At 71.8% G+C, this 13,948-nt stretch carries 11 protein-coding genes; 4 read left to right on the top strand and 7 right to left on the bottom strand.

What is annotated here, in order from left to right; all coding sequences use genetic code 11:
• The first annotated feature begins 138 nt into the window (after positions 1–138).
• A complete protein-coding gene (locus tag CRP30_RS21115; protein WP_097185996.1) occupies positions 139–3,018 on the top strand; it encodes a vitamin B12-dependent ribonucleotide reductase in 2,880 nt (959 codons plus the stop codon).
• 480 nt (positions 3,019–3,498) lie between these two features.
• Here the strand turns inward: CRP30_RS21115 and CRP30_RS21110 are convergent, their stop codons facing one another.
• The 4 genes from CRP30_RS21110 to CRP30_RS21095 all read right to left on the bottom strand — a co-directional run bounded on the left by CRP30_RS21110 (position 3,499) and on the right by CRP30_RS21095 (position 8,067).
• A complete protein-coding gene (locus tag CRP30_RS21110; protein WP_097185995.1) occupies positions 3,499–4,140 on the bottom strand; it encodes a DUF305 domain-containing protein in 642 nt (213 codons plus the stop codon).
• 94 nt (positions 4,141–4,234) lie between these two features.
• Positions 4,235–4,690 (bottom strand): hypothetical protein, encoded by a 456-nt coding sequence (locus CRP30_RS21105; protein ID WP_143278521.1) that lies wholly within the window; start codon positions 4,688–4,690, stop codon positions 4,235–4,237.
• Positions 4,691–4,767: 77 nt separating this feature from the next.
• Positions 4,768–7,269, bottom strand: a complete 2,502-nt coding sequence (locus CRP30_RS21100) for a heavy metal translocating P-type ATPase (RefSeq protein ID WP_097185993.1) — start codon at positions 7,267–7,269, stop codon at positions 4,768–4,770.
• Positions 7,270–7,566: 297 nt separating this feature from the next.
• A complete protein-coding gene (locus CRP30_RS21095) occupies positions 7,567–8,067 on the bottom strand; it encodes an Lrp/AsnC family transcriptional regulator (protein WP_097185992.1) in 501 nt (166 codons plus the stop codon).
• Positions 8,068–8,129: 62 nt separating this feature from the next.
• Between CRP30_RS21095 and CRP30_RS21090 the strand changes: the two genes are divergently transcribed.
• Entirely contained in the window at positions 8,130–9,044 is a 915-nt protein-coding gene (locus CRP30_RS21090; RefSeq protein WP_200814890.1) for an EamA family transporter, read from the top strand.
• 13 nt (positions 9,045–9,057) lie between these two features.
• On the opposite strand, the gene CRP30_RS21085 is transcribed toward CRP30_RS21090, so the two are convergent.
• Positions 9,058–10,467 carry a serine hydrolase domain-containing protein gene (locus tag CRP30_RS21085; RefSeq protein WP_097185991.1) on the bottom strand — a complete coding sequence of 470 codons (1,410 nt, stop codon included), beginning with the start codon at positions 10,465–10,467 and terminating at the stop codon, positions 9,058–9,060.
• Between the two features lie 71 nt (positions 10,468–10,538).
• Here CRP30_RS21085 and CRP30_RS22610 point away from each other — a divergent pair, with 71 nt between their 5' ends.
• Entirely contained in the window at positions 10,539–10,709 is a 171-nt protein-coding gene (locus tag CRP30_RS22610) for a hypothetical protein (protein ID WP_159961846.1), read from the top strand.
• 10 nt (positions 10,710–10,719) lie between these two features.
• On the opposite strand, the gene CRP30_RS22605 is transcribed toward CRP30_RS22610, so the two are convergent.
• Complete coding sequence (locus CRP30_RS22605; RefSeq protein ID WP_159961844.1) at positions 10,720–10,890, bottom strand: hypothetical protein; 171 nt, start codon at positions 10,888–10,890, stop codon at positions 10,720–10,722.
• Between the two features lie 45 nt (positions 10,891–10,935).
• The gene (locus CRP30_RS21080; RefSeq protein WP_200814889.1) at positions 10,936–12,495 is read right to left on the bottom strand and encodes an alpha/beta hydrolase family protein; all 1,560 of its coding nucleotides are present in this window, start codon (positions 12,493–12,495) and stop codon (positions 10,936–10,938) included.
• A 108-nt stretch (positions 12,496–12,603) separates the two neighbouring features.
• Here CRP30_RS21080 and mgrA point away from each other — a divergent pair, with 108 nt between their 5' ends.
• Positions 12,604–13,635, top strand: coding sequence for an L-glyceraldehyde 3-phosphate reductase (mgrA, locus tag CRP30_RS21075; RefSeq protein WP_097185990.1), 1,032 nt, complete (start codon positions 12,604–12,606; stop codon positions 13,633–13,635).
• The last annotated feature ends 313 nt before the right edge of the window (positions 13,636–13,948 follow it).

The following is a 13,948-nucleotide window of genomic DNA, read 5'->3' as shown; positions in this document are numbered from 1 at the left end:
GGCTCCGGACACCGCAGAACTGTCAGTACCGCCCGCTAGACACGACTACGAGCACATCGATCGCGGCTCTTCCCCAGCCCTCCGATCCGCCCTTGACAGCCACACGAAGCACGCCACACCCAGGGAGAGCTCCACACCATGACCGAGACCGACGACCGCTTGGCCGGCACCCGCGCACGGCGCACCCCGAAGGCGCCGAGCCGTAAGGGCCTCAAGATCAAGCGCGTCTTCACCACCGCCGGTGTGCACCCCTACGACGAGGTGACCTGGGAGCGCCGCGACGTCGTCATGACCAACTGGCGCGACGGGTCGATCAACTTCGAGCAGCGCGGCGTCGAGTTCCCCGCCGAGTGGAGCATCAACGCCACCAACATCGTCACCACGAAGTACTTCCGCGGCGCGGTGGGCACCCCGCAGCGCGAGACGAGCCTCCGTCAGCTGATCGACCGGGTCGTCCTCACCTACGGCGCCGCGGGTCGCGAGCACGGGTACTTCGCCACCGAGGGCGACGCCGAGATCTTCGAGCACGAGCTCACCTGGATGCTGCTGCACCAGGTGTTCAGCTTCAACTCCCCGGTCTGGTTCAACGTCGGCACGAGCGCGCCGCAGCAGGTCAGCGCCTGCTTCATCCTCGCGGTCGACGACGAGATGGACTCGATCCTGAACTGGTACCGCGAGGAGGGCCTGATCTTCAAGGGCGGCTCCGGGGCCGGCCTGAACCTCTCCCGCATCCGCTCCTCCAAGGAGCTCCTGTCCTCCGGTGGCACCGCCTCCGGTCCGGTGAGCTTCATGCGCGGCGCCGACGCCTCTGCCGGCACCATCAAGTCCGGTGGCGCCACCCGTCGCGCCGCGAAGATGGTCGTCCTCGACATCGACCACCCGGACATCGAGGAGTTCATCGAGACCAAGGCGCGCGAGGAGAACAAGATCCGCGCGCTGCGCGACGCCGGGTACGACATGGACCTCGGTGGCAAGGACATCACCAGCGTCCAGTACCAGAACGCCAACAACTCGGTACGCGTCTCCGACGAGTTCATGCGCGCGGTCGAGGAGGGCACCGAGTTCGGTCTGCGTGCCCGCATCGACGGCTCGGTGATCGAGACCGTCGAGGCCAAGGACCTGTTCCGCAAGGTCACCACGGCCGCGTGGGAGTGCGCCGACCCGGGCATCCAGTACGACGACACGATCAACGACTGGCACACCAACCCCGAGACCGGCCGGATCAATGCGTCCAACCCGTGCTCGGAGTACATGAGCCTGGACAACAGCTCGTGCAACCTGGCGTCGCTGAACCTCATGAAGTTCCTGAAGAGCGACGGCACGTTCGACTCCAAGACCTTCGTGAAGTCCGTCGAGCTGGTCATCACGGCCATGGACATCTCGATCTGCTTCGCGGACTTCCCGACCGCGCCGATCGGTGAGACCACCCGGGCCTACCGCCAGCTGGGCATCGGCTACGCCAACCTGGGCGCGCTGCTCATGGCGACCGGCCACGCCTACGACTCCCGGGGCGGCCAGACCCTCGCCGCGGCCATCACCTCGCTGATGACCGGCACCGCCTACCGTCGGTCGGCCGAGCTGGCCGGCATCGTCGGCGCCTACGACGGCTTCGCCCGCAACGCCGACGCCCACGCCCGGGTCATGCGCAAGCACGCCGCGGCCAACGACGCCATCCGCCCCGTGGGCGCCGACGACGCCGACGTGCTCAAGGCCGCGACGGCGCAGTGGCAGGAGTGCCTGGAGATCGGCGCCGACAACGGCTGGCGCAACGCACAGGCGTCGGTGCTCGCCCCCACCGGCACCATCGGCTTCATGATGGACTGCGACACGACCGGCATCGAGCCGGACTTCTCGCTGGTCAAGTTCAAAAAGCTGGTCGGCGGCGGCTCGATGCAGATCGTCAACCAGACGGTGCCGCGGGCGCTCAAGAGCCTGGGCTACCAGGACGAGCAGATCGAGGCCATCGTCGAGTTCATCGCCGAGCACGGCCACGTCGTGAACGCCCCGACCCTGCGTCCGGAGCACTACGAGGTGTTCGACTGCGCCATGGGCGAGCGGGCCATCTCCCCGATGGGCCACGTCCGCATGATGGCCGCGGTGCAGCCGTTCATCTCCGGCGCGATCAGCAAGACGGTCAACATGCCGGAGACGGCGACCGTCGAAGAGGTCGAGAACATCTACTTCCAGGGCTGGAAGATGGGCCTCAAGGCGCTGGCCATCTACCGCGACAACTGCAAGGTCGGCCAGCCGCTGTCCGACGCGATGAACAAGAAGGACGGCTCGAAGACGGAGGCCAAGGTCGAGGTCGCCGCGCCTGCGGCCCTCTCGCACCCGGTGCGCAAGCGTCTGCCCAAGAAGCGGACCAGCGTCACCACGTCCTTCAGCGTCGCGGGCGCCGAGGGCTACATGACCGCCGGCATGTACGAGGACGGCAGCCTCGGCGAGGTCTTCCTCAAGCTCGGCAAGCAGGGCTCGACGCTGGCCGGCGTCATGGATGCCTTCTCCATCTCGCTGTCCATCGCGCTGCAGCACGGTGTGCCGCTGGAGACCTACATCCAGAAGTTCACCAACATGCGCTTCGAGCCCGCCGGCATGACCGACGACCCGGACATCCGGATCGCCCAGTCGGTGATGGACTACATCTTCCGTCGCCTGGCGCTGGATCACCTGCCCGTCGACAAGCGGGCCGGTCTCGGCATCTTCACCGCCGAGGAGCGGGCCGCGCAGGTCTCCGGCTACGGCAGCTCCGCCTCGACCCCCGCGGTCACCGAGGAGGAAGAGGTCGACCTGGAGCAGCTGCGCAACTCGGCTCCGATCGAGACCGCCAAGGTCGAGGAGAAGGTCACCCCGGAGGGCCCGAAGTCGGTCAAGGAGGCGCACTCCTCGGCCGAGCTCCTCGAGCTGGTCACCGGGACCGCCACCGACGCGCCGCTGTGCATGACCTGCGGCACGAAGATGCGGCCGGCCGGTAGCTGCTACGTCTGCGAGGGCTGCGGCTCCACCAGCGGTTGCAGCTGATGTCGAGGCTTGCCGGGATGTCAGCGGAATTCCCGCCTGATGTCCCGGCAGGCTCGCCGACATGTCAGCGGGACTGCCACTGACGCTTCTTGCCACGTTGGCAGCGATTGCGAACTCGGCACACAGTTCCAGCCGCCCCGGCCCTCTTCGGAGGTCGGGGCGGCTCTGCTTTCGCGGTGCCGTCCTCGCCGACTTCGACGAGGGTCTGGTGCGTGGCACCAGCAGTGCGCCGTCACCGGGGTCCTGGGCCAGGCGGTGCACGTGTCCTGACGGCAGGACGTCGGTGCCGTCGGCCGGTGCGGCGTCGGCGGGCGCCGGGGCCGTGTCCGACAGCGGAGAACCCTGCCGCCGGGGTGGCGACGGCGGCGCGGACGCTGCGCACGGAGCGCGACGAGCGCACGAGTGCTCCGGGTGCGGGACGGGAGCGGGCGGTTCCGCGGTGGGGTGAGCGCCGACGCGCTCGCCCCACCGCGGATCCTGTCAGCCGCCGAGCTCGGTGAGCAGTTGCTCCATCTCGGCGATCTCGCCGACCTGGGTGTCGCGGATGGTCTCGGCCGACGCCAGGGCGTCGCTGTCGCGGCCCTCGGCGAGCTCGCTCTCGGCCATCTCCACGGCACCGCGGTGGTGGGCGATCATCTGCTGCAGGAACAGCCGATCGAACTCGGCGCCGGTGGCGTTCGTCAGCGCGGCCATGTCCATGCCGCTGGAGTCCATGCCGCCGTGGTCCATGCCGCCGGAGTCCATGCCGCCGTGGTCCATACCGCCCGTGTCGGCTTCGCCCCACTCGGCCAGCCAGCCGTTGAGCGTGTCGATCTCCGGCCCCTGCGCGGCCTCGATGCGGGAGGCCAGCTCCAGCACGCGGGGGTCGGCTGCCCGGCTGGGAGCCAGTTGGGCCATCTCGATCGCGCCTTCGTGGTGCGGCACCATGCCGCTCGCGAAGGCGATGTCGGCGTCGTTGTGCTCGGTGTCGGCGCTGTCGCTGGCGCTGGCCGACGCCGCGCCGCTGCTGGTGGGACCAGATGCCGCGGCGTCGGAGCCGTCCTCGCCACATCCGGCGAGGACGAGGACGCCGGCGAGGAGGGTGCCGGCGAGGTGGGGCAGACGTGCGGTGGTGCGGGTCATGTCGATGCTTCTCTCTGCTCGAGGGGGATGTAGGCGTGCCGGAACCGCCGCCGGGCCACCAGGGGTGGCAGGGCGGGCGGCAGGGCGGTTCGGCCTAGATCCGCAGGACGCAGAGGGCAGAGAGCTCCGGTGGGTGGAACGCGGTCAGTGACCTGGCGGCGCGGGTGAACGCAGGAAGGGCAGCGGCGCGGCCGAGCCGCAGCAGCCGGCGGACGGCGAGGCCCAGCAGCAGCGCGAGGCCGGCCGCCAGCACCGCCAGGCACACCGACCACAGATGGCCGGCGCCGCCGTGCCCGGAGGTGTCGGTCTGACCGTGCAGCACGACGCCCGCGGCGTCGACGCCGCCCACGGCCGGGGAGCCGGCCGTCGTGTGCCCGGCGTCGCTCATGGCGGCGGAGACAGCTGCCATGGGCGCGTCGACGTCGTGGGCGACCGCAGCGGGGGACAGCAGCGGTGTGCCGCCGGGGTGGTCGGCCGAGGCGCACTGCAGCCCGTGCATGAACACGACCGCACCGAGCAGCAGCAGTGCTGTCCACAACCGTGCGCCCATGCTCACCCCCTACGGCTCCACCGTAGGCGGCCCGCCCGGTCACTCGCCGGGAGGGCCGCCCACGCCCTGCGCAGTCGTCAGCGGGACACCGACTCCGGTTTGGGAGCCGCGGCCGGCCGCGCCGCCGGTGCGGCCGGAGTCCCCGGCAGCCGCAGCCGCTTGAGCAGCAGCGCGTTCACCGCCACCAGGAACGACGACCCCGACATCGTCAGCGCGGCGATCTCCGGGCGCAGCACCAGACCCCAGGAGGCGAACACCCCGGCGGCGATCGGCAGCGCCAGCCCGTTGTAGGCCACCGCCCAGGTGAGGTTCTGCTTCTCCTTGCGCACTGTCGCGCGGCCGATGGTCAGCGCGGTCGGCACACCGAGGGGATCCGACGTCATCAGGACCACGTCGGCGCTCTCGATGGCCACGTCGGTGCCGGCGCCGATCGCGATGCCGACATCGGCGGTCGCCAGCGCGGGAGCGTCGTTCACGCCGTCGCCGACGAACGCCACTCGCGCGCCGCCGGCCTGCAGCTCGGCGATCTTCGCCGCCTTGTCCGCCGGCAGCACCTCGGCGATGACCTCGTCGATGCCGAGGCTGTCGGCGACGCGCCGGCCGGTGGCCGCGTTGTCCCCGGTGATCATCACCACCCGCACGCCCGCCTCGTGCAGAGCTGCGACGGCCGGGGCCGACGTGGGGCGCACCGCGTCGGCCAGCGCGATGACGGCGACGGCGTGGCTGTCGACGGCGACCAGCACCGCGGTGCGCCCACCGGCGGCCAGCTCCTCCCGGCGGGCACCCAGCTGCCCGAGGTCGGCGCCCTCCTTGGCCAGCAGCTTGGCGTTGCCCACGGCGACGGTCCGGCCGTCGACCTGGGCGATGGCGCCGTGCCCGGGCACGTTGCGGAACCCGGTGGTGGGCAGCGCCGGCAACCCGCGGTCCTCGGCGTAAGCGGCCACAGCCGCAGCCAGCGGGTGCTCGGACTCCCGCTCCACCGCGGCGGCCAGCGCCAGCACGGTGTCCTCGTCCAGGCCCACCGCGCTGCCGTCCACGACGACGTCGGTGACCTCGGGCTCGCCCCTGGTCAGCGTGCCGGTCTTGTCGAAGGCCACGGCGGTGATGTGCGCGGCGGTCTCCAGCGCGGTCGCGCTCTTGAACAGCACACCACGCTGGGCGCCCAGGCCGGTGCCGACCATGATGGCCGTCGGGGTGGCCAGGCCGAGAGCGTCGGGGCAGGTGATGACCACGACCGTCACCGCGAACAGCATCGCGGTGGCCAACGACGCCCCGACGGCCAGCCAGACCGCGAGGGTCAGGGCGCCGCCGATGAGCGCGACCAGCACCAGCCAGAACGCGGCCCGGTCGGCCAGCCGCTGCCCCGGCGCCTTGGACGCCTGGGCCTGCTGGACGAGGCTGACGATCTGCGCCAGCGCGGTGTCCGAGCCGACCTTCGTCGCCCGCACCCGCAGCGTGCCGGTCGTGTTGACCGACGCGCCGATGACCTCCTCGCCCGATGCCTTGGGCACCGGCAGGCTCTCGCCGGTCACCATCGACTCGTCGACCTCGGACTCGCCGTCCTCCACGACGCCGTCCACCGGGACCTTCGCGCCGGGCCGGACCAGCAGCAGATCGCCGACGACGACCTCCGCCGTGGGGATCTCCACCGGCTGTCCGTCGCGGAGCACCACCGCGCGCGGCGGCGCCAGTTCGAGAAGGGTGCGGATGGCGTCGTTCGCCCCGCCGCGGGCCCGCATCTCGAACCAGTGACCGAGCAGCACGAACGCGGTCAGCACGGTTGCGGCCTCGTAGAACACCTCGCCGCCACCGGTGAGGGTGATGACCACGCTGTAGCCCCAGCCGGCCGCGATGGCCACGGCGACCAGCACCATCATGTCGAGCGTGCGGGCCCGCAGAGCCCGCCAGGCGCCGTCGAAGAAGATCCACGCCGACCAGAAGATGACCGGCAGGCTCAGCAGCAGCGAGAAGACGTCGTCACGCAGCCCGAACGGGGCGGCGGTGTCGAAGCCGAGCACCTCCCGCCCGATCGGCGACCACAACAGGATGGGCACCGACAGCACCGCTGCGACGAGGAACCGGTTGCGCATGTCGCGTGCCATGTCGGCCATCGACATGGACCCGTGGTGCCCGCCATGCCCCATCGCATCGTGCGGGCTCATGCCCTGCGGCGTAGCGCCGTGCCCGGCCGCGCTGTGCCCTCCCGTGCCGTTGTCGCCGTGCCCGCTGTGCGCGTCGTCGGCGTCGGCCGCGGTGGCTGTCGGCGCGGTCGCCTCCGGTGCGACGACATGGGCGTGTTGGCTGTCGTGCGCGGCGCCTGGCTCGGCTGCGGGGTCGCACATGTGCTGGGGAACCGACTGTCCGGCGCAGTGATAGCCGCAGTCGCGCACCCAACCGGCCAACTCGGTGACCGAGGTCTGCGCGGGGTCGTAGGTGACGGTGGCCGTCTGTCCGACCGTGTTGGCGTCGACGGCGAGCACGCCCGGCCGGCGGCCGAGCAACCGTTCCACGGTGACTTTCTCCGAGGCCCAGCGCACTCCGGAGACCTCCAGCACCGCCGTCCGCTGCTGAGTTGGCATGACCACTCCTTCGTTCGGTCCGGCTGTCCTACCGCTTCGAACGCTATACCCCTCCGGGGTATGCCGGAAGGGGTCGGAAGGATGCGGCCGTTTGCCGGAGCGCCACTGGCATCCGCGGCTTCGTCATGGGTCTCGACCGAACAGGTGTCGCCGGTCTCGGGGCCGATCACGTGTGTGGCCGCCGCTCAGTGCCCCGGGGTTCCCCGCAGGAGCAGGCCTGGAGATCGCGGTCCCGGCGGGTCGCGGCGTGAGGCCCGGGGGACCTCGGTGCGCCGGCGGAGGAGTTCCGCCACGGGGTCAGGTCGAGAAGGGCAGACCCGGCGGCCGAGCGGGGACCGGGGTCGAGACGACGAACGAGCTGGTGGTCTGCCCGTGCAGGAGGAAGCGGTCCAGCACCTCTTCTAGGGCCGCGATGGTCGACACGTGCACCTTGAGCAGGAAGCAGTCCTCGCCGGAGATGCGATGGCACTCGCTGACCTCCGGGAGCCCCGTGGCCAGCTCGGCGATCTTGGTGAGCTGCCCCGGTCCGGGGCGGATCCGCACCCAGGCCGTGACGGGTAGCCCGAGCGCGGCCGGATCGACGTCGAGACGGTAGCCCCGGATCACGCCGGCCTCTTCCAGCCGGGTGAGGCGCTCGCGCACCGCCGGACCGGACATGCCCAGCCGTCGAGCGAGCTCCGCAGTGGACATCCGCGGTTCCTCGGAGAGGACCGCGAGCAGGCGGCGGTTGACGTCGTCCAGCAGCGACTTTCCATCCGGCAGGCCAGCGGGAGGGCGGGGTGACCTGGAGGCAGCCATGACCTTCGCCTCGCCTTCACATCGCCATGGTTCCGGGCGTCCGGTCCTTCGACCATGGTGCGATGGAGAAGGACCACGCGCGACCGGTGCAGGGGGCAGGAACTGGCCCCCTCAGCCGGTCCGGCCGAGCGGACCGCGTTCCGCCGCACCTGTACTTCGTGGTCAGCGCGGTCTTCCACTACCTGGGGCCGGCTCTCGCGGTCCTGCTGTTCGCCCGCGTCGACGCAGTGGGGGTCGCCTGGCTGCGCATCGGCTCGGCTGCGCTGGTCTTCGCGCTGTGGCTGCGTCCCTGGCGTGCGTGGCGGCAGGTGGACAGGTCCACGCGCGCCCTCCTCGTGGGGTGGGGCGCCGTTCTCGCGGCCATGAACGCCTGCTTCTACCTCGCGATCGATCGACTGCCGCTGAGTACCGTCGCAGCGATCGAGTTCCTGCCCGTCGTCGCCCTGGCCGCCTTCGCTGCCCGCACGCCGCGCAACATCGCGGCCCTCGGCCTCGCCGTCACCGGGGTGTACCTGCTCACCGACGTCCGCCTCGTCGCCGAGCTGCTGGGGCTCGCCTTCGCCGCCGCGAATGCCCTGCTCTTCGCCCTCTACGTCGTCCTGGCGCACCGCGTGGCGCAGAGCGACGCGCTGCGTGGGATCGACGGCCTCGCCCTGGCCATGCTGATCGCCTGCGCCGTCGCCCTGCCCATCGGTGTGCCGGACGCCGCCGTGGCCTTCACCGACCCGCTGGTCCTGATGGCCGGATTCGGGATCGGCCTCACGTCCTCGGTCGTCCCCTACGTCTGCGACCAGCTCGCGATGGCGCGGCTGGCACGCCCGACCTATGCGCTCATGGTGGCGCTCCTCCCGGCGACCGCGACGGTGATCGGCATCGTCGTCCTGACACAGGTCCCGCTGCCCGTCGAGGTCGCCGGGGTGCTCCTGGTGATCGCCGGGGTCGCGGTGCACCGGGAACGCGAGGGACAGACCCGGTGACGCTCCCACCCGGTCAGGCGAGGTGCGTCATGCCGGAGCGCAGACGGCGGAACTCGTCGACCGGCCGGCTGGTCACGCCGCCGAAGCGCAGGGACACCACGCGTCCGTCGGCATCCCGCTGCACCGGGACCAGTTCACCGGCTGGGCCGAAGCTCGGCTGGGCCGCGACTCGCAGCGTCGAGGCGTCCACCACCTCCAGCTCCTCGACACCGGGCAGGGGGTCCGTGAGCGTCGGGCGGATCAGGACGAGCCGCCCACCGAGCTCGGCGACGTCCAGCACGCCCCAGAGCGACGCGAACCGGCCGGTGAAGGAGGCCAGGGGAGGAGCGCCCGCAGGCGGTGGGGGCACCTCCGTCCGCGGCGTCAGGGCCACGTCGATCACCTTGACCAGCCCGACGGCGAGGTCCTCCGCCGGCCCGTCCATCGCGTTCGTCAGCACGCTCACGACCAGCCGGTCCACCGGGTCGATCAGCGTCAGCGTGATGTGCCCCGGGTAGCCGCCGCTGTGCCCGACCAGCTGCCTCTCGCCCACGGTCTGCAACGCCATGCCCACGCCGTAACGGCCCACCTCGGTGCCGTAGGCGGTCACGATCGACTCGAGCCGCTGCATGATCCGCTTCGAGTCGTCGCTGAGCAGTCGCTCGTCCCCGAGGTAGTGCGCGGCGCCGTAGGCGGTGAGGTCCTCCGCCGTGGACCAGAACCCCGTGGCCGCGGCCATCGCCCGGGTGTCCACGTGCTCGATCGTCTGCCGGGTGTCCTCGCCCAGCAGCAGGCCGGTGTGCCCGGCGGCGTACTCCTCCGCGCGTGCGGGGTCGTACTCCGCGCCGGTGCGGGTCAGTCCGAGGGGTTCCAGCACCGACGCCTGCAGGTGCTCGGCGTACGTGGAGCCGGTGACCGACTCGATCGCCAGGCCGAGGAGTGCATAGCCGACGTTGGAGTACTTGAAGTGCTCGTTGCGCCGGTGCACCGCCCCGGCCCGCAGCACCTCCGCGACGACGCCGGACCGGTCGGGGAACGGCCGGCCGAGCTGCCAGAAGTCGCCGTCCTGCCCGTCCCGGATGACGCCGGACTGGTGGCCCAGCAGCTCCCGGACCGTCACCCGGGCGATCGGCGAACCGCCGTCCTCGAGTTCCGGCACGAACTGCCCGATGGGATCGTCCAGCCGCATGTGGCCCGCCTCGACGAGCCGCAGCACCGCCGTCGCCGTGAAGGTCTTCGAGTGGGAGGCGATCCGGAACAGGTGCCCGGTGCTCAGCGGCGCGCCGGTGGTCGCGTCGGCCACGCCCACGGCAGCCGACAGCACCAGCTCGTCGCCCGAGCGGATGGCCACCTGCACGCCGGGGACCCGGCGGTGCGCCGCCTGGGCCTCCACCCAGGACCGCAGGTAGCCGGTCGCGGATCGGATCGTCCCGGTGGTCGTCACGGCCGGACAGCCTAGGGACCCGTCGGACGCCGGGTCTGGACAACCGCTCCTCGCTGGGCGACGCTGCGGCCATGGCGGAACAGCGGTACTCCATCCCGGTCGACGAGCTCGAGTCGAGCGCGCGCGTGCCGGTGGAGGCGCAGGTCGAGGAGCAGTCCGAACCACCTCAGCCGGGCAGCGACTGGTCCGGCGGGGTCGTGCCGTACGGCGACGGCATGTCCGGCGACGCCGACGGCGACTGACCGCCCGTCGTCACCGCCCGCGCGGCAGGGCCTTGTCGTCGCGCTTGGTCCAGCCGATCGCCGCCGTCGCCACGAAGAACAGCGCTCCGACGACGGCGAGCCAGAACAGTCCCTTGACCACGGCGCCGACGACGGTGATCACCAGCCAGATCACGAGCAGCAGTCCGAGCAGACGGAGCATCAGGCTCTCCCTGGGGTATAGGCGACAACCCCCAGCGTAGAGCCGTCAGCAGCCGACGTCGGCGATGTCGTCGTCCTGTGCCCGGCCGGACGCCGTCGCGATGTCGTAGCCGGAGCAGAAGTAGAAGGACAGTCGCTCGGCCCGGTCCAGGGTCACCGGCCGCCAGGTGCCCGTCGCGTCGGGCTCGAGGTAGCGGAACGACTCGGCCAGCAGCACCTCGTCGGCCGCCGGGTCGTGCTGCAGGTACTTCGCCAGCCACGCCTGCGTGTAGACGCTCGACAGCGCCTGCCCCCACCGGGAGGCCGGCAGCACGTAGGGGATGTCGGTGTACTCCAGGTGCGTCGATGCGCGCGGCACGATCACCATCGAGTCGACGCCGGCCGCCGTCCACCCGTCGAAGCCGGTCGTCAGCTCGCGGCGCGGATCGGGGGCCTCCGTGGGCGATCCGGCGGCGGAGGCGTCGAACAGCCCGGAGTTCGCGAAGTACGGCGCCACGGTGAAGCCGTACTCCGACTGCAGCCCGAGCGCCGGGACGACGGGCTGCGAGTCGCCGAGGGCGTCGAACTCCTCGCCGTCCCGGATCGCGGCCGTCGTGGAGAGCTTGTCGAGCGCGACCACCGCCTGGATCCGGTCGTCGACGCCCTGGAGGTAGGAGACGGCGATGGCGCCGAGCGAGTGCCCGACGACGGCCAGCCGGGTCGTGCGGCCCGGGGTGACCGTGTCCGGGTCGGGGGAGCGGTCGAAGCTCTCCCACAGGGGGTTGAAGGCGTCGACCTGCGCACCGCCGGCGGCCGGGTTGGCGTACGGCTGCTCCGGGGTGGAGAGGAAGAAGTCGATGGCGTCCTGCGTGCCGTAGACGAAGTTCGACGTCTGCTGGAACGGCACGCCGGGGCAGCCGGTCTGCTCGCCGGCGGCCGGCGCCGCACCGAACGAGCAGTAGGGCAGGTCCTCCACCGGCGCCTGGTGCGGGAACGTCTCGCTGCGCCCCTGACCCTGGACGTCGTAGGTCAGGACGACGTAGCCGCGCTCGGCGAGGTCCTGCGCGAGCCACCAGTACATCCGCTCGCTGCCCTGCACCGAGCCGGTCGTGAGGACGACGCCGGGGAACGGGCCCTCCAGCACCCCGCCGGTGTAGGGGTCGGTCGCGCCCGGCAGCGGGGAGAAGACGTCGCCCTGCAGCAGCGCGCCGTACCGGTTCGTGAAGGAGACGGGCGTGATCACGCCGCGCGTGCCGTCCCAGCCGGCGCGGTAGGGGTTGCCGCTGTTCCAGCCCGGCACCGCCTGGCCCGGCGTCAGCGCCGGGCGGTTGGGGCGGGCCGCCTGGGCCAGGAGGTCGGCGGCGAACAGCGGGTTCATGTGTGCCAGCGCCGCCACCCCGTAGGCGGGGGACAGCTGACCGTCGGGCGCCGTCTGCCGGCCGTAGGCCTCGGCGATGTTCTGCACGTCGCGGGCGACGTACTCCGGCGAGCCCGGGGTCGGGTCATCCGGAGCGGCGACGGCGCCGGTGCTCCCGGCGACGACGACGGCGAGGGCGAGGGCCAGGGCCAGAGCCAGAGCCAGGGCGAGGGTGGGGCTCAGCACGGCACGGGCGAAGGGACGGCGCATCGCAGAACTCCTGGGTCGGCGTGTGCGCTGTTCCAACGAGCGTCCCTGGATGGGGTTACCCCTAGGTACAGATATCGCCTCGGGCGCGCGACCAGGGACGATGGGGTCATGGCCTACCGCGCAGCCGACGACCGCTACGACTCGATGACCTACCGCCGCACCGGCAGGAGCGGTCTGGACCTGCCGGCGATCAGCCTCGGCCTCTGGCACAACTTCGGCGACGACATGCCCTTCGACCGGCAGCGGGCGATCCTGCGCCGCGCCTTCGACCTGGGCGTCAGCCACTTCGACCTGGCCAACAACTACGGACCTCCCTACGGCTCGGCGGAGACCAACTTCGGCCGCCACCTCGCCGACGACTTCCGCCCCTACCGCGACGAGCTGGTCATCTCCACCAAGGCCGGCTACGACATGTGGCCCGGCCCCTACGGCCAGGGCGGCGGCGGACGCAAGTACGTGCTCGCCAGCCTCGACCAGTCGCTGCGCCGCATGGGCCTGGACTACGTCGACATCTTCTACAGCCACCGGCCCGACCCGACCACGCCGCTCGAGGAGACGATGGGCGCGCTCGACACCGCCGTCCGCTCGGGCAAGGCCCTCTACGCCGGCATCTCCTCCTACTCGCCGCAGGACACCGCGAAGGCTGCGGCGATCCTGGCCGACCTCGGCACCCCGCTGCTCATCCACCAGCCGTCCTACTCGATGCTCAACCGCTGGGTCGAGAACGAGAACCTCCTGGACACCCTCGAGCAGGTGGGCGCCGGCTGCATCGCGTTCTCCCCGCTCGCCCAGGGCATGCTCACGACCAAGTACCTGGACGGCGTCCCGGAGGGCTCGCGGGCCAGCCAGGGCAAGTCGCTGTCGACCGAGCTGCTCACCGACGAGGCGCTCGGCCACATCCGGACGCTGAACGAGATCGCGAAGAACCGGGGCCAGAGCCTGGCGCAGATGGCGCTGGCCTGGGCGCTGCGTGACCCGCGCATGACGACGGTCCTGATCGGTGCAAGCAGCGTCGGTCAGCTGGAGCAGAACGTCGCCGCGTTGGACAACCTGAGCTTCGACGACGACGAGCTCTGGGCCATCGACGAGCACGCCGTCGACACCGGGATCGACCTGTGGGCGGCCCCCCGCACCGCGTGAGGAGGGCGCTGGACGGGCCCGCACCGCGGCTCGTCCTCCTGGCGGGCGACATGCACGAAGACGTCGCCGGACGCTCTCCGGCGCGGCTGACGGTCGATCGGGGCGTGATCCGGCGGATCGGGGCCGACGGGACGACGACGTCGTGGGACGTCCCCGGCCGGCCTGCCGCTGCTGCGCTGCCCGTCGCCGGAGCCGTCGGCCCGGGCCTCGCCCTCGGCCTGGCCGCCCTCTGGACCACACGGGCCCGGCGGCGCCGACGGCCCGTCGGCCGCCGGGGGGTCCGCCGCCCACGCGGGAAGGATGGGGCTCCGCG

It is taken from the genome of Blastococcus haudaquaticus (assembly GCF_900230285.1).
GTDB classification, from domain to species: domain Bacteria; phylum Actinomycetota; class Actinomycetes; order Mycobacteriales; family Geodermatophilaceae; genus Blastococcus_B; species Blastococcus_B haudaquaticus.
This window is presented reverse-complemented; position numbering and strand designations above follow the sequence as displayed.

What these genes read in the sequence shown, in the direction of transcription:
- CRP30_RS21115 (WP_097185996.1), top strand. Translation starts at nt 139, where the DNA reads ATGACCGAGACCGACGACCGCTTGGCCGGCACCCGCGCACGGCGCACC.
- CRP30_RS21110 (WP_097185995.1), bottom strand. Translation starts at nt 4,140, where the DNA reads ATGACCCGCACCACCGCACGTCTGCCCCACCTCGCCGGCACCCTCCTC.
- CRP30_RS21105 (WP_143278521.1), bottom strand. Translation starts at nt 4,690, where the DNA reads ATGGGCGCACGGTTGTGGACAGCACTGCTGCTGCTCGGTGCGGTCGTG.
- CRP30_RS21100 (WP_097185993.1), bottom strand. Translation starts at nt 7,269, where the DNA reads ATGCCAACTCAGCAGCGGACGGCGGTGCTGGAGGTCTCCGGAGTGCGC.
- CRP30_RS21095 (WP_097185992.1), bottom strand. Translation starts at nt 8,067, where the DNA reads ATGGCTGCCTCCAGGTCACCCCGCCCTCCCGCTGGCCTGCCGGATGGA.
- CRP30_RS21090 (WP_200814890.1), top strand. Translation starts at nt 8,130, where the DNA reads ATGGAGAAGGACCACGCGCGACCGGTGCAGGGGGCAGGAACTGGCCCC.
- CRP30_RS22610 (WP_159961846.1), top strand. Translation starts at nt 10,539, where the DNA reads ATGGCGGAACAGCGGTACTCCATCCCGGTCGACGAGCTCGAGTCGAGC.
- CRP30_RS22605 (WP_159961844.1), bottom strand. Translation starts at nt 10,890, where the DNA reads ATGCTCCGTCTGCTCGGACTGCTGCTCGTGATCTGGCTGGTGATCACC.
- CRP30_RS21080 (WP_200814889.1), bottom strand. Translation starts at nt 12,495, where the DNA reads ATGCGCCGTCCCTTCGCCCGTGCCGTGCTGAGCCCCACCCTCGCCCTG.
- mgrA (WP_097185990.1), top strand. Translation starts at nt 12,604, where the DNA reads ATGGCCTACCGCGCAGCCGACGACCGCTACGACTCGATGACCTACCGC.